The organism is Hymenobacter sp. BT559, assembly GCF_017571525.1.
GTDB lineage: Bacteria > Bacteroidota > Bacteroidia > Cytophagales > Hymenobacteraceae > Hymenobacter > Hymenobacter ginsengisoli.
Genome location: NZ_JAGETY010000002.1, coordinates 34,465 through 49,940 on the forward strand (window position 1 = coordinate 34,465; position 15,476 = coordinate 49,940).

The following is a 15,476-nucleotide window of genomic DNA, read 5'->3' on the forward strand; positions in this document are numbered from 1 at the left end:
CCTGCTTATGCCCGATTATTCCTGCGATGCCCTCATCATCGGCTCCGGCCAAGCCGGCAACCCGCTTGCCTCGGCCCTCGCCGAAGCCGGCCGTACTGTCATTCTGGTCGAAGAAGCCCACCTGGGCGGCTCGTGCGTCAACTACGGCTGCGTGCCCACCAAGACTATTCTAGCGTCGGCCGAGCGCCTGCATCAAGTGCGCACCGCCGGAGAGTTGGGCATCCGGCTGAGCGGCGAGGCCACGGTGGATATGCCGGCCGTCATTGCCCGCAAAGATGCGCTGCTGGCCGACTCGCGCCACAACCTGCACGAAGCGCTGGTGCGCCAGCACCCCGGCGTAACGGTACTGCACGGCCACGCGGCCTTCACGGGCGCGCACACCATGCGGGTGCAGCAAACCCAAAACGAGGCCATCGACATCCGGGCCAAACAGATTTTCCTCAATACCGGCACCCGGCCGGCCGTGCCCGCTATACCGGGCCTGGCCGAGGCGGGCTACCTCACCACCACGAGCCTGCTCGATATTCAGGAAGTGCCCGAGCACCTGCTCATCCTGGGGGGTGGCTACATCGGGCTGGAGTTTGGGCAGATGTTTCGGCGCTTCGGCAGCCGCGTCAGCATCATCGAAACCGGCCTGCACTTGCTGGAGCATGAAGACGATGACGTGTGCGAATGCCTGCAACAAGCGCTCCTCGACGATGGCATCGAGCTGGTATTCAATGCCCAGACACGGCGTGTATCGCGCAATGCGGCCGGCGAGCTTACCCTCACGCTCGATACGCCGCAGGGTGAGCGCCGCCTGCACGGCAGCCACCTGCTGGTAGCCACCGGCCGGCGCCCCAACTCTGATGCGCTAAACCTGGAAGCCACCGGTGGCGTAAAGACGGACGGAAAAGGCTACATTCAGGTAAACAGCAAGTTGCAAACCAACGTGCGGCACATCTACGCGCTGGGCGACGTGCACGGCGGGCCCCAGTTTACGCACATCAGCTACGACGATTTTCGGGTCATTCGCGACAACCTGCTGCACCGCGGCCGCCGCTCGGCCAAGCAGCGCCCCCTGCCCTACTGCGTCTTCACCGACCCGCAGCTCGGCCGCATCGGCCTCAGCGAAAGCCAAGCTAAGGAGCAGCAGCTCGACTACCGCGTGTCGAAAATACCGGTGCGCAGCATCAGCCGCGCCCAGCAAACGGGCGCCACGACTGGCTTCTGGAAGGTGCTCGTCGGCCCCGACGACCGCATTCTGGGGGCTGCCATCGTGGGCCCCGAGGCCGGCGACATCATGACCATCCTGCAAGTAGCCATGACCGGTCGCCTGCGCTACCAGCAGCTCCAGAATATGGTTATCGCCCACCCCATCTGGGCCGAGGGCCTGAATGTGGTATGGAAAAAACTGAAATAATGGTTAACGGCTTAATGGTCAATGGTTAATATTTCTCTATACTATTGAACAGTATTAACCATTAAGCCGTTAACCATTACTTAAGCTTTTCCACGCGCACGCCCACAGCCATAATGCCGGGCAGCTGGTTTTGGCGCATGTACTGCTCCAGGGTCAGCTTATAAGTGCCTGCTTTAGCAAAATGCTGGCGCGGCAACGCCAGAAACTGGTGGTCGAAAATGTCGCCCGCGCCAGCCCCTAGCGGCTCGCCGGTTTTGGCGTTCATCAGCACCAGTTGGTGCAGCAAGGCGGGCCCGGCCGAGCGGCCATCGGGCCCCGTGAGCGTGTGCTTCAGGTACAGGTTATAAAACCCATAGCCCGAGGCATTGCGCACGTTGAAATAAACGTTGTAGCGGGCCGTGGTATCGGCAATGGCAAACGTGAACGAGGGGCGCTGCTGCACGTCCCACACGTAGGCATCGCCGGAGGGCGATTTCAGGTCCACATTTTCCTCATACACGCGGTTGGGGTCGCAAGCGCTGAGGGTAGCGGCGCCGGCCAAGGGCAGCAGGGCCAGCGCCGCCCGCCGGGCAAAAGACAAGAGACAACGCATAGATTACGAGGCGCTAGGGGGAGTAGAAGCGGCGGGGCTGCCACCACCTTCACGGCGGCCACTACCCCCACGGCGGCCACGGCTACGGCCCTGGCTACCCTCGGGGCGCGACTGGTCGCCGCCTTCGCGGGGCGGGCGCGGGGTTTGTGCGCCCGCGGTGGGGTCGTTGCGGCGCGGCCGGGCCTCCTGGTCGGGGCGTGGGGCGTTGCCCTCACCTCCCTCGCGGTGGCCACGGCCGCCACGGCGGTTGAGGGGCCGGGCGGCGGCACCCCGCCGACCCCGCTGCTCGGCCGGGCTCTCGGGGGCGGCACCAGCGGGGCTAGCAGCTGCGTCGGCTCGGGGAGCGGGCGGCTGGTTTTCGGCGCGGGGCGGGCGCGGGGTACTTTCGGCGCGCGCAGGGCGGCCCCCTTCGTGGCGCTCGCGGCGACGCGGCTCCCGGCCTTCACGCGGCTCGCGCGCTTCTTTGGCTTCGGTGGCAGCAGCGGGGCTAGCGGTAGCTTCGGGGCTGGTGGCGGCCGGGCGCTCGGGGCGGTCACGCTCCTTGCGCTTGCGCTTGCCGCGCTTGCTGCCAGCTTTTATCTGGTCGTCGAGGCGGTCGAGGTCGCCTTCCATCAGGGTCGAAACGGCTGGGGCCACTTCCTCTTCCTGGCGGGGGGCTAGCAGGGTGTCGGGCTTTTCGCCGCGCTTGTTCATTTCCAGCACTTCGCGCACGCGCTCGGCGCTGAGCATCAGCCAGTTGTTATCTCCCCGAAAGGCAAACCACATGCGCTTGCGGAAAATGTCGGTTTTCTGCAAAAAGGCCTCGCCCGTGGCCACTTGCAGCGGGCGCTGCACCTGCGGAATATCTTTCAACGCGTCGAGGTAGGCGTCGAGCTCGTAGTTGAGGCAGCACTTGAGGCGGCCGCACTGGCCGGCTAGCTTCTGCGGGTTAAGGCTCAGGTTCTGGTAGCGGGCGGCGGTAGTGCTCACGGCCTTAAAGTCGGTGAGCCAGGTAGAGCAGCACAGCTCGCGGCCGCACACCCCGATACCGCCGATGCGGCCAGCCTCCTGGCGCAACGAGATTTGGCGCATCTCGACGCGCACCCGAAACTCGTCGGCCAGCCGCCGAATCAGCTCCCGAAAATCGACCCGGTCTTCGGCCGAGTAATAAAAGAGCGCCCGCGTGCGGTCGGCCTGATACTCAACGTCGGAGAGCTTCATTTTGAGACGCAACTCGTCTACCACGGCCCTAGCCCGGAACATGGTGCCGTTTTCGAGGTCGCGCACGGCTTGCCAGCGCTCCTCATCGTCGGGCGTGGCCACGCGCAAGATGGGGCGAATGTCGCGCGAGTCGGTAGGCACCTTCTTTTTGCGCATTTGCAGGCGCACCAGCTCGCCCTTCAGGCTTACGTGGCCCAGGTGCCAACCCGAGCCGGCCGCCTCTACCACTACGGCGTCGCCGGTTACCAGGGGCAGGTTTTTATCGTTGCGGAAAAACTCCTTTCGGCCGCCTTTAAAGCGAATCTCGACGCAGTCGAAGCCCCGAAAATCGGACGGCATATCGACGTCGGCGAGCCAGTCAAATACATTAAGTCGGGTACAGCCGCCCGATGAGCAGCCACCCTTAGAGCCGCAGCCGCCGACTTTCGAAGTCGAGCAGCCACCGCCAGATGAACAAGTAGTACAAGCCATGAGGCTGAAGTCTATAGATGAGGCGGCCGCACACAGGGGCCGCACGAAAGTGGGAATCTAGCAAAGATAACCAATTGCACAAGCCGAAAAGTTTGGCAGAAAAAGGTGACCTACTCAACGCAATCCGCTCAGCCCTGCTCCGGTTAGCGGATAACCCGGATGGTACGGCTGCCGCTATCGGCTACGTAGGCTGTGCCACTGGCATCCACTACTATACTATGGGGAAGTAAAACTTAGCATTTCCCCGTTCCGTCGGCGCTGCCTTTGTGGCCCGCTGTGCCGGCTAGCGTACTCACGGTGGTAGGTAACGATGTGGCCGGCTGCTGCGCATTAGCCCCCACGGGCAGCCAGCAACGGGCAAATAGTACTGCCTTAATTACTATATCCACAACCAATAATTTATTTGAGTGTAATTCAATGAGTTTGTTTCAGGAAAAGTGGCGCAGATAAGAATACACGCCTAATAAAGCACAGCCAGCGTTGAAGCAGAACTGGTCTTTAAGTGCTATTATTTCATAACCTAGCCACTGCATACAGCTAGCTTGTACCATGTGTTTTTCACTATTAAATCGAATAAAAATACCATAGCAACATGGTTACACAAACGTATAACATTTAGGTATTTATACAACTACCAGTTGTTAGTCAAATTTTTCTCTTCACATTTGGTTCACAAATTTTTCATCTCTTTTTTCTCCTTTTCCAAACCAAACCAATGTTCAAATTCTCTTCTCTATTGGCTCTGGGAGCCATCGCTTCTCTCTCGCTGGCTGGCTGCCAGAAGGCACAAGACACGGCTACTCAGCCGGCGCCCATTTCACAGGAAGTTCTATCGCAGGTGAAGGCGCTGGGCTTCGGTACCAGCGACTTGCGCGCCGTAGATGGCGGCTACGTGGTGGAGGGCGACATGCTGCTTACACCCGCAATTCTGGCTAGCGCCCCCGACTACAAGATGCTGCGCGTGGGTGCCGATGAGCAATACCGCACCACCAACTTGGTTACCGGCCTGCCCCGCACACTCACCGTGAGCATTTCGAGCCAGTTCAACTCGACCTACGTGTCGGCTATCGACGAGGCCATTCGCCGCTACAACGCCGCCAACCTGCAGCTGCACTTCACCCGCATCACCTCGGGCACGGCCGACCTGCCCGTGAAGTACTCTTCTAACCTTGGCACGGGCGTGCTGGGCCAGTCGGGCGGCTTCCCGACCGGTGGCAACCCCGCACCCGGCTTCACGCTAGTGCCCAACGTGATTAACAGCTCGAATATCAACTACATCGCCACCATTATGGCGCACGAGATGGGCCACTGCATCGGCTTCCGCCACACCGACTATATGAACCGCGCCTATAGCTGCGGCGGCAGTGCCTCAAACGAAGGGGCTAGCACGGTGGGGGCTATTCTTATTCCGGGCACGCCCTCGGCTCCCGACCCTAACTCGTGGATGCTGGCCTGCGTGGGCAACGGCGTCAACCGGCCTTTCAACACGAATGACCTGACAGCGCTGAACTATTTGTATTAAATAATTGCTTGCCAAGCGCAAAAAGCCCCCGGCCTATTAAGCAGGCTGGGGGCTTTTTGATGGTGTAAACCTTCTGACAAGCCATTTTTAGCTGCTACGCTTATTGAACAGGCGCTAACTAGCTAATTACCAAGGATTATTTGTGACGTATAAAATTTTGTCATTTAAGATATCAGTCTTGGTGCGCTAATAAATTCCGGCCACATTTGGCTTATTGAATACCCCATTTCTTCACCCTTTTCCAAACCAAATCAATGTTAAAATTTTCCGCCTTGCTGGCAATTGGTGCCGGCGTTGCCCTCTCGCTGACTGGCTGCCAAAAAGCGCAGGATACAGCTCAACCTGCTACTATAACTCCAGAGGTAATTGCGCAGGTAAAAGCCTTAGGTTTCGGCACTAGCGATATGCAGGCCGTGGATGGTGGTTACCTGGTAGAGGGCGACATCCTCCTCACGCCAGAACTGCTGGCAAGCAAAACCAACTACAAAATGCTGCGCGTGGGCACCGACGAGCAGTACCGCACCACCAATATCGTAACACATGCTGCTGGTCCTACTACTGCACGCCGCAACATTACCGTGTCGGTATCTACCACATTGCCCTCGGCTTACGTAACGGCGGTAAATGAGATGATAAGCCGTTATAATGCGCAGAATTTAAATATCACCTTCAGCTTGGCGACAGGTGCAGGGGGTGATATTACGTTTACCCAGGCTCCCAAGAACGCACAATACCTGGCCTCGAGCGGTTTCCCCACTAGTACTGGCAACCCCTACAATCAGGTATTAGTGAACTCACGCCAGATTGGCACGGCTAATCCAACCACTTACATTGCCACCATCTTCGCGCACGAGGTAGGCCACTGTATTGGCTTCCGCCACACCGACTACATGGACCGCTCTTTTAGCTGTGGCGGCACAGCCACCAACGAAGGGGCTAGCACAGTGGGTGCCATCTTTATTACTGGCACGAACCCAAATCCCGACCCCAACTCCTGGATGCTGGCTTGCGTCGCATCGGGTGTAGACCGGCCGTTCAATACCAACGATATCACTGCCCTCAAGTACCTATATTACAATAACTAAGGCACAGGTTGTAAAAAGCCCCTGAACTGCCAGGCAGTTCAGGGGCTTTTTGCTGTATACTACTGCACTAGTACCACGCGGCGGGTGCGGGCGGGGCCACCCCCACTGGTGGGGGTAGCGCGCAGCAGGTACACACCCGGCAGCAGACCAGCGGTGCTGAATAGATTGAGGGCACCATAGTCCAAATCCGTACGCACGTGCCGACCTAGCGCGTCATAGAGGTCTAGTTGCAGCGGAGTATTCGGCTCACCCGCCACTTGCAAATCTTGTCCGATTACCACGGGTATCGGGAATACCAGCAGCTCGCCCCGGTGCACAAGCTGGATATCTACTGTATCGCTGCTGAAGCTGCGGCCGGCCGCATCCTGCCCGAGCAGGCGGTAGCGGTTAAGCCCCACGGTGGCTGTGGCGTCGGTGAACAGGGTAGTGGGCCGGGTTACGGGGTTGAGTGCCTGAATAGTTTGGAAGCCGCCGGGCCCCAGCCGTTGCAGCTGCACGGCCTGCAAATGGTAGAGCGTACCCAGCGACAGCACCAGCTGCGCGGTGTCGGCAATGGGAAAGCGGGGCAAAAAAGACCGGATGTAGCAGCGTACGCCCGCTTCGGCCAGATTGATAGTAGCGCCGCGCTCGGCCAGCTTGCCACCCAGCACGGGGGCTACGGCAAAGTAGGGGCCGGCATTCTGGGCCGGCGTGAGCTGCAGCAGCGTATCGGCCACCAGCTTGAAGGGCTCGGGCGCCGTGGGCCCGAGCCGGTACACCTGGTAGTGGGTGGCACCCGGCGTGGCCGGCCAGGAAAGCAGGATTTCGTCGGCGCATACGTAGCCGACGTGCACCGGCAGCGGCCGGGCCAGCGCAAACGTATCCGACACATAGCTCTGACTGCCAATGACGCACCGCACCTGGGCTAGCGTAGTCGTATCGGGCGCAGCCCACGCATACGTTCGCTGCGTGGGGTCAATAGTGGGGGCAACGGGGCGCCAGGCCGCGCGGCCTACCGGGCGGTATTCGAGCCGGGCCGCCGTGGCTGGGCCGGCGTAGTTCCAGCGAAGTAGCGTGGTTTGGGCAGGCCGCACGTTGCGGATGGCACTCGGCACCAGCCACTCAAAGCCGGGCGCTACCACCTCATAAGCCAGGCTAAACGCCTGCGGGCCGCTGGGCACCGCGTAGCCACGCACCCGCAGCTGATAGGTGCCCGCTGCAGGCAGACTGATAGTCACCTGCTCCACATTATTGAGGTGGTCGGCCCGGCGGCGAGCGGGCAGGGCCAGCGAATCCAGGCTTGGGTAGGCACTGAGTACCCAAGGCAACCAGCGGCCAGCCCCACCAGGCCCGAGTACGTCGAGGTCAAGGTCGTTGACGAGGGCTAGCGGGGCGTTGGCGGCAGCTTCGGGGTCGGTCCAGGTGAGAGTGATTTTCAGCTGCTGCGTACCGGCTGGCACCATCAGCGGAAACAGCTGCTCTTGGCCTTGCGCCACCGAGCCGGCCTGGTAGCGCTTTTCGAGCACCGTGCGCACGGCGCCCAAGGCATCGAGCTGGCCAAAGCCAGCCACAAAATCGACTTCGGGCCGCCCCACATCGCGGGCGCTGTTGATGAGCGCCGCCTTCACCAGCGCGGCGGGCGGCAGCACGCCCGTTTGGTCGCGGTAGGCCTGCTGCACCAGCAGCGCCGCGCCCGAGCCCAGTGCCGAAGCATCGGACGAGCCAGCGTCGCCGTAGGCCACCAGCTCGGGCTTCACACGGCCATCGTAGGCCGGCCCGCGCGAGCTCAGCGGCGCCACTTGCCCTAGCGCATCGGTAGCGCCCACGGCCACCGAGTTTTTCGACATCTTGAACTGGCCGGTGAGGTTAGCCACATTAGTCAGGCCCTTGTAAGAGCCATCGGGGCTAGTGAGATTGCCCGAGTTGCCGCTCGAAAACACGTGGAGCAGCGTGGGCAGCTGCCGCGTTTGCTGGTCGTAGCCCAAAGCTTCGAGGCCATAATAATTTTCGACACCCGTACCATACGAATGGTTTTGCACACTCACCCCTAGCCGGATGAGGTCGGCATTAGCATCAGGCAGCAGGTTGGCATAGGAGGAAGACGCAATGCCGGCCTGCCGGGCAGCACCCTCGCCGGCGGGCCCCGAGTTGCCGCCGCCCGCAATGAGCGTGGCCATGATGCTGGCGTGGGCCGACTCGATAACCGTGCTGGCCGGCGTATTCAGCAGCCGCCCCCGAAAGTCGAGGTCAGTGGGGTCAATTGGGTTTTCCTTGATGCTCACCACCAGCCCCTGCCCGGTGAGCGTGGAATAGCGGCGCTGCACGGCCCGGATACTATTTACCGTGAGGTCAGCACTGTTGAGCAGGCGCTCGTCGTGGGCAGGGCGGCTAGAAACATCCACAAACTCAACCAGCGGCGAGGCAGTTAGGGCTACTAGTTGTGCTGCCGTGGCTTGGCTGACGGTCAATACGTTATTGGCAATGGGGGCAGCTCCTATTTTCAGAGTGGGTAGCGCCTGGCTAGCCCACTGGCGAAAGGCCACCGCGTCGCGCACCCGCACGCGCACGGTTTGGCTAGCGGTGGGGCGGCGGGCAGCCTGGGCCACGCCGGGCGCCAGCTTGCTGCTGGCTGCCACCTGCGCTTGCAGCGGAAGGGCTAGCAACCCCAGGCCAGCCAGCAGGCCTAGCGTCTTAGTAGTCAGCAAATCAGGATAATTTTTCCGCATCAACGCACGCACAAATAAAGGAATCTTAACTACTCAAGCATTCAGGCTAACAAGGTACGCAAGGCCCGAAAAAAGCCCGGCCGCCTCTCCCCTGTTCGGGGCGGGCGGCCGGGCCAAGCCGGATGCTAGCAAGCCAAGGCTATTCGCCGGGCTTGAGCACCACTTTCACGCAGTTGTCTTTTTTGTGGCGGAAAATATCGTAGCCGTGGGCGGCCTGGCTCAACGGCAGGCGGTGAGAAATGATATCATCCAGCACCACTTCGCCTTTTATAATGTGCTGCAATAGCTTGTCGATATGCTTGTGGGCGGGCGCCTGGCCACCCACTAGCTTAATACCCTTATCGAAAAACTGCCCTACCGGGAAGTTGTCGTTGGTGGTGGCGTACACCCCTAGCACCGACACCACGCCACCGCGGCGCACGGCACTCATGCAGGCTTCAATAATCTTGGGCGAGCCTTTTTCGAGGTTGATAACGGCCTTGGCGCGGTCAATGAGGTCGCGGTCGGGCTCGAAGCCTACGCAGTCGACGCACACATCGGCGCCGCGACCCTGGCTCATGTCCCGGATTTGCTGCACCACCTGGTCGTGGCTTTCCCACAGGATGGTCTCGCAACGCGTCGTTTCCTTGGCTTTATCGAGGCGATACTGCTGGGTATCAACAATCACAACCCTAGCCGCGCCGCGCAGCCAGGCACTTTTGGCAGCCATAATACCGACCGGACCGGAACCGAAAATGGCCACAAACTCGCCACCTTTCACCTCGGCCCAGTCAATGCCCGAGTAGCCGGTGGGGAAAATATCAGTCAGGAACAATACCTGTTCATCGGTCAGAAAATCAGGTACTTTGCGCGGACCGAAATCGGCGTAGGGCACGCGCACGTACTCGGCCTGCCCGCCATCGTAGCCGCCGTAGAGGTCGGTATAGCCGAAAAGCGCCCCGCCTTTCTGGGTTAGCAGGCCGCCCTCGGGGCCGTAGTGCTCGGGGTTGGAGTTTTCGCAGTGGCCGGGCAGCGCGTGGTTGCAAAAAAAGCAGTGGCCGCAGGCTATCGGGAAAGGCACCACCACGCGGTCGCCGCGCTTGAGGTTGCCCACGCCCTTGCCCACTTCCTCCACAATGCCCATAAACTCGTGGCCGAGCACCATGGGCGTAGTCGGCAGCGAGCCATTGTAGATGTGCAGGTCAGAGCCGCAAATGGCCGTGCTCGTGACGCGGATAATGGCGTCGCGCGAGTCTTTCAGCGTGGGGTCGTCAACGGTATCGACGCTCACATTGCGCGGGCCGTGAAACACTAATGCTTTCATGGAAAAGGGAGAAAGAAGTGGGAGAACTTGCCCATCCTAACGGCCGCTAGGGCACGCGGTTACGTTCAAGCTCATCTTTTCCCTGGCCCTGCAACTAGGTTACACTCGCGTCGTTAGCCGGCGGCCCGGGGCTGATAACCTGCGCCGCTGTGGTCTGGCATCTCATTCATTCTCAAAGCTTAAACCCCCACGCTACAATTGGTAAATACTAATTCCTTTCGTGGTGACGAAATAAGCTAGTTGGTCGCCGAGCAACACCTGGCGCACGGTAGTTGCATCGAGGCCAGCGGGCAGCGGCTGCGAGCGCTCCGTAAAATTATAGAGGTGGAAGAAGTGCAGCTGCCCTCCGCTGAGATAAGCCAGCTCATCGCCGTGAAAGGTGATAAAATCGAGCCCAGTAAAAGGTAATTTTTTGCGATAGTTGCCCAGGTTGTCAAATACAAAAATGCCGCTGGTGTGGTCTACCAAGTACACATTATTCTGGTATTGGCGCAGAAAGCGGAAGTCGGGCCGGCTACGGCCAATGATGAGGTCGAGCGGCGTACTCTGCACCACGCGCAGGGCCTGGGGGTCAAACTCGCGCAGGGTTAGGGCGCTCTCATCAAGCAGCCACAGCAGGCCGTCGGGGGCTAGTGTGGCCGTGCGCACGGTGCCATCGATATAATCGGCCAGCCTTATTTCGCTCAGCGGCGCTAGAAAGCGGTCGAGGAGCAGCACCTGCTGACGGTCGTCGTAAAAAACGAGCAGGCTGTTCTGGTTCCAGGCCTCTACTACCGCCACGTGGCCGGGCTGGGTGGGCGAGTAGGTATTAAGGGGCTGGCCGTCGCGGGTGAGCTGGCGCAGGTTGTTGTCCTGGTCGGCGAGGTACAGCGTGCCGCGCCGGTCGAGGGAGGCCGCGCCGGTGGTAAGCAGCGTCAGGGTTTTGAGGAGCGTCCAGCTATTAGGCGTGGGTACTGCCACATTGGGGCTAGCGGTGGCCTTATTGGCCGACGTAGCCTCTACAGGGGCCACACCGGCCGCCGGTGCCACGGAGGCAGCGCTGGGCACAGTTTGCGCCAGGGCCACCACCGGCAGCAAGGCCGCCAGCCCCCAGCTAGCCCTCAAACTCGCGTAAAACCAACTCGTTGCCATCATACACGCCGTAGGAGCAATAATTGACCCATTCACCCAGGTTGATGTACCGGCTGCCGGGTGCTACGGCTACATCGAGCGGCAGGTGGCGGTGGCCAAATACGTAATAATCGTGGTGCTGGCGCTTTTCCAGCTCGCGGCAGTACACGAGCAGCCATTCGTCTTCACCGAAGTACGTAGCATCGGCGGCGCCGTTTTGCAGGCGCGAGTGGCGACTCCAGCGGTTGGCAATGCCGATGCCCAAGTTGGGATGCAGCCGGGCAAAGAGCCACTGCGTGAAACGCGAGCCAAACACCGGCTTCATCAGGCGCTTGTAAGCAAAGTCGCCGGGCCCTAGCCCATCGCCGTGGCCGATGTGAAACAGCTTGTCGCCCATGCGCTGGCTCACCTGCTCGCGCAGGATGGGAATGCCCATTTCCTGGGTGAAATAGCCAAACATCCACATGTCGTGGTTGCCGGTGAAGAGCGTAATGGGCAGGCCCGCATCGGTGAGCTCGGCCAGCTTGCCCTGCAAGCGGCTGAACCCTCGCGGAATAGCATGCTTATACTCAAACCAGAAATCGAATATGTCGCCCAGCAGGTAGATAGCCGCCGCATCCCGGGCCGCCATGTCGAGCCAGCGCACAATGCGGCGCTCGCGCTCGCGCGAGGTTGTGGCATCAGGTGCGCCGAGGTGAAAATCGGAGGCGAAGTAGACGCGTTGGCCCGGCGTCAAGGCTAGCGGCGGCAGCTCGGTCAGGATTTTAGGCGTCATCTTCCAGCAGAAATACGCTGAGACGGCGCGGCCCGTGGGCACCCAGCACGAGGGTTTTTTCAATGTCGGCCGTGCGGCTCGGGCCGGTAGTGAGCGAAAGCATGGACGGCAACCGGTCGCTATAACGCGCCTTCACCTGACGTAGCGCATCGTCAATTTCGGCTACCACCTGGCTAGGCCGGGCCAGCACGAGGTGCTGGTCGGGGTAAATGCTGAGCCGCCGCCCGCTGGCCGTAGCAGGCGCCACCACGATGCTGCCCGTGCGCGCCACCAGTGCCTCACAGCTTGTGAGGCCCACGGCCGCTAGGGCCCGAAAATCAGTCTCGGTGTCCTGAAAGGGTACTTGGGCCGCCGCAAGTTGGGCCTGCATGGCCGGCTCCCACACGTAAAACTGCTGCCCTGCCGGCAGGCGCTCGGCTAGCCAGGTGCGCAGCTTATCCCCTAGCTGGGACAGGGTTTCGCAGTAAAATAACTCGCCTCCGATGCGTTGAAAGTTTTCGGCAAACGTTACGGCCAGGTCGGCAGCGGGCAGCGGTGGGTGCACCGGAGCCACCCAGTCGGGCACGGGTGGGGCGGGCGCCGGCCCAGCCGCCAGCGCCGTGCGGATGCGGCCAAGCAGTTGTTCGCGGGGAGAAAGCATATGACAAAGGTAGCGGACATAAAAAAGGCCAGCCTCGCGGCTGGCCTTTCAAGGTGTCGGCTCGGCGAGCTGGCACTTTATTATACTGCCTCCGGCTCGTTGAGGCCGGGCAGGTGCGGCTCGGGAGTATCCTGGCCCAGCGGCAGGCCGGGGTGCTCCTGCTTCAGGTCGCTAAGGGTTTCGGAGCGGTCGGTGCCGGCCATGTGCGCCTGGTAGGTAGTTTGCTCGGCGAAGGGGCGCTTGCCTACGAGGCGCTCCAAGTCGTCTTGCAGCAGTACTTCCTTCTCCAGCAGCTCTTTGGCTACCACTTCCAGCTCGTGGCGGCGCTCCGTCAACAGCTCTTTAGTACGGATATAAGCCTGGTCGATGATGTGGCGAATTTCTTCGTCCATGAGCTGCGCCGTGGCTTCTGAGTAAGGCTTCGAGAAGCCATACTCATTCTGGCCCTTCGAGTCGTAGTATGACACGTTGCCCAGCTTCGCATTCATGCCGTAGATGGCCACCATCGATTGGGCCGTTTTGGTAATGCGCTCGAGGTCGCTGAGGGCGCCGGTCGAGATTTTACCAAACACAATTTCTTCGGCAGCACGGCCGCCCAGGGTCATGCACATTTCGTCGGTCATCTGCTCCACGTTGTAGAGGAACTGCTCGCGGGGCAGGTACTGCGCATAGCCTAGCGCGGCCACGCCGCGGGGCACAATGCTCACCTTCACCAGCGGGTCGGCGTGCTCCAGGAACCAGCCAGCAATAGCGTGGCCCGCCTCGTGGTAGGCCACAATGCGCTTTTCCTGGGGGCTGATAATCTTGTTCTTTTTCTCCAGGCCACCAATTACGCGGTCGATAGCGTCGGTGAAGTCCTGGTTGGTAATGAACTTCTTATCACGACGGGCTGCGATAAGCGCGGCCTCGTTGCAGACGTTCGCAATTTCGGCACCGGCAAAGCCCGGCGTTTGGGCCGACAGCTTCTTGGCGTCCACATCGGGGCCTAGCGTGAGCGGCTTGAGGTGCACGTTGAAAATCTGCGTGCGACCGTTGATGTCGGGCTTGTCGATGCTAATCTGACGGTCGAAGCGGCCGGGGCGCAGCAGGGCCGAGTCCAGCGTATCGGGCCGGTTGGTAGCGGCCAAAATGATAACGCCAGAGTCGGTGCCGAAGCCGTCCATCTCTACCAGCAGCGAGTTCAGGGTGTTTTCGCGCTCGTCGTTGCCGCCGGGCATCGAGCCCTTGCTGCGCGAGCGGCCCACGGCGTCAATCTCGTCGATAAAGATGATGCAGGGCGCTTTGGCCTTGGCTTGCTTGAAGAGGTCGCGCACACGGGCTGCTCCCACACCTACAAACATCTCCACGAAGTCGGAGCCCGAGAGCGAGAAGAATGGCACATCGGCCTCACCAGCTACCGCCTTGGCTAGCAGAGTTTTGCCGGTGCCAGGAGGGCCTACCAGCAGCGCGCCTTTCGGGATTTTACCACCCAGAATAGTGAACTTGCTCGGGTTCTTCAGGAACTCGACAATCTCCTGCACTTCTTCCTTGGCTTCTTCTAGGCCAGCCACGTCCTTAAACGTAACTTTCACTTTATCACCACCTTCGAAAAGGGCAGCGCGGCTCTTGCCAATGTTGAAAATCTGGCCACCGGGGCCGCCCGCGCTGCTCATGCGGCGCATGAGGAACACAAACAGGATGATGCTCAGAATAATAAGCCCGTAGCTGCTGATGATTTCGCCAATACTCACTCGGTCTACCGGCTCTAGCTGCAAGCGCTGCTCGCGGGGCTTGTCGGTCTGCAGCTTATCGAGCTGCTCCTGAAAGTACTTAGCGTCGAAAATCGGGAAGGAATACTGCGCGCCGCGGTCAGCAAAGGGGCCGCGGCGGGCCGCCAGCTCCTTGGCATACTCGGGCTTTTGCAAGGCGGCCTGGGTCAGGCCTACTTCCACGGTGCGGGTGCTGTTTACCAGCGCCACATCGTGGACATCGCCAGCGGCGAGCATTTGCTCAAACCGCTGCTGATTGATTTTAATAGTAGATGTCTGGCTATTAAACCAGAGCATCCCCAAGAATAGCACCAGCAACCCCGCCATCACCCACAGCTGCACACCCGGCCGGGGCGTAGGGTTGGGCAGCGTCGGCTTGCGGCGTTTGGTGGGCGTCGTATCAGACATAAAAATTTAACTTAATTGTAATTGACTCTTACGCAACCGCGCCGCTAGGGTGTTGTTGGCGGTGCCCTGTGGAAGACGCAGGCGCCGGCCAAATACTTTAGTGGCGGGCCACGTCGGCGGTGTCTTCAATATGAGTAATCTCGGCGTCGCCCCACAATTCCTCCAGCGCGTAAAACTGCCGGCGGTCGCGCAGGAAAACGTGCACTACCACATCCACGTAATCCAACAATACCCACTCGCGATTGGTGCGGCCTTCGCTCTGCCAAGGCGCCTGGCCGGTCACTTTTTCTACTTCTTCTTCAACCGAACGAGCTAAGGCATCGAGCTGGGTATCGGACGAGGCCGAGCAGATAATGAAGTAGTCGGCCACTGCGTTTTTCAATTCCTTCAGGTTCATCACCACAATGTCCTGTCCTTTGCGGTCTTGCAGGCCGCGCACGGCTACGTCTGCCAATGTGTCCGAATCCTGTCGAACCAAGGTGCTCTTCATAGAGTAAGTTTACGTTGTTTACTAG

General features: G+C 60.5%; 13 protein-coding genes. 3 read left to right on the forward strand and 10 right to left on the reverse strand.

Annotated features, from left to right (window positions below):
* Positions 1 to 7 precede the first annotated feature (7 nt).
* Positions 8 to 1,402 (forward strand): mercuric reductase, encoded by a 1,395-nt coding sequence (locus J4D99_RS02835; protein WP_208130196.1) that lies wholly within the window; start codon positions 8 to 10, stop codon positions 1,400 to 1,402.
* Positions 1,403 to 1,478: 76 nt separating this feature from the next.
* Here J4D99_RS02835 and J4D99_RS02840 read toward each other — a convergent pair whose 3' ends face one another.
* The 3 genes from J4D99_RS02840 to J4D99_RS22140 form a co-directional block, all read right to left on the reverse strand.
* The gene (locus J4D99_RS02840; RefSeq protein ID WP_208130197.1) at positions 1,479 to 1,994 is read right to left on the reverse strand and encodes a gliding motility lipoprotein GldH; all 516 of its coding nucleotides are present in this window, start codon (positions 1,992 to 1,994) and stop codon (positions 1,479 to 1,481) included.
* Positions 1,995 to 1,997: 3 nt separating this feature from the next.
* A complete protein-coding gene (locus J4D99_RS02845) occupies positions 1,998 to 3,533 on the reverse strand; it encodes a regulatory iron-sulfur-containing complex subunit RicT (protein ID WP_236018511.1) in 1,536 nt (511 codons plus the stop codon).
* A 275-nt stretch (positions 3,534 to 3,808) separates the two neighbouring features.
* On the reverse strand, positions 3,809 to 3,880 hold the full coding sequence (locus J4D99_RS22140) for a hypothetical protein (protein ID WP_208130531.1): 72 nt from the start codon (positions 3,878 to 3,880) through the stop codon (positions 3,809 to 3,811).
* Between the two features lie 500 nt (positions 3,881 to 4,380).
* On the opposite strand from J4D99_RS22140, the gene J4D99_RS02855 reads away from it, so the two are divergent.
* Entirely contained in the window at positions 4,381 to 5,187 is an 807-nt protein-coding gene (locus J4D99_RS02855) for a M57 family metalloprotease (protein WP_208130199.1), read from the forward strand.
* 254 nt (positions 5,188 to 5,441) lie between these two features.
* Complete coding sequence (locus tag J4D99_RS02860) at positions 5,442 to 6,272, forward strand: M57 family metalloprotease (RefSeq protein ID WP_208130200.1); 831 nt, start codon at positions 5,442 to 5,444, stop codon at positions 6,270 to 6,272.
* 59 nt (positions 6,273 to 6,331) lie between these two features.
* Here the strand turns inward: J4D99_RS02860 and J4D99_RS02865 are convergent, their stop codons facing one another.
* The 7 genes from J4D99_RS02865 to rsfS all read right to left on the reverse strand — a co-directional run bounded on the left by J4D99_RS02865 (position 6,332) and on the right by rsfS (position 15,451).
* Positions 6,332 to 8,977, reverse strand: a complete 2,646-nt coding sequence (locus J4D99_RS02865) for a S8 family serine peptidase (RefSeq protein WP_208130201.1) — start codon at positions 8,975 to 8,977, stop codon at positions 6,332 to 6,334.
* A gap of 139 nt (positions 8,978 to 9,116) precedes the next feature.
* The gene (locus J4D99_RS02870) at positions 9,117 to 10,280 is read right to left on the reverse strand and encodes a zinc-dependent alcohol dehydrogenase (protein ID WP_208130202.1); all 1,164 of its coding nucleotides are present in this window, start codon (positions 10,278 to 10,280) and stop codon (positions 9,117 to 9,119) included.
* Positions 10,281 to 10,472: 192 nt separating this feature from the next.
* Positions 10,473 to 11,384 carry a hypothetical protein gene (locus tag J4D99_RS02875; protein ID WP_208130203.1) on the reverse strand — a complete coding sequence of 304 codons (912 nt, stop codon included), beginning with the start codon at positions 11,382 to 11,384 and terminating at the stop codon, positions 10,473 to 10,475.
* A complete protein-coding gene (locus J4D99_RS02880; RefSeq protein ID WP_208130204.1) occupies positions 11,374 to 12,165 on the reverse strand; it encodes a UDP-2,3-diacylglucosamine diphosphatase in 792 nt (263 codons plus the stop codon). Before J4D99_RS02880 ends, J4D99_RS02875 begins: the two co-directional genes overlap by 11 nt.
* Entirely contained in the window at positions 12,155 to 12,805 is a 651-nt protein-coding gene (locus J4D99_RS02885) for a LutC/YkgG family protein (protein ID WP_208130205.1), read from the reverse strand. Before J4D99_RS02885 ends, J4D99_RS02880 begins: the two co-directional genes overlap by 11 nt.
* Positions 12,806 to 12,885: 80 nt before the next feature.
* Positions 12,886 to 14,961 (reverse strand): ATP-dependent zinc metalloprotease FtsH, encoded by a 2,076-nt coding sequence (ftsH, locus tag J4D99_RS02890; RefSeq protein ID WP_208130206.1) that lies wholly within the window; start codon positions 14,959 to 14,961, stop codon positions 12,886 to 12,888.
* Between the two features lie 97 nt (positions 14,962 to 15,058).
* Entirely contained in the window at positions 15,059 to 15,451 is a 393-nt protein-coding gene (rsfS, locus tag J4D99_RS02895) for a ribosome silencing factor (RefSeq protein WP_208130207.1), read from the reverse strand.
* Positions 15,452 to 15,476 lie beyond the last annotated feature (25 nt).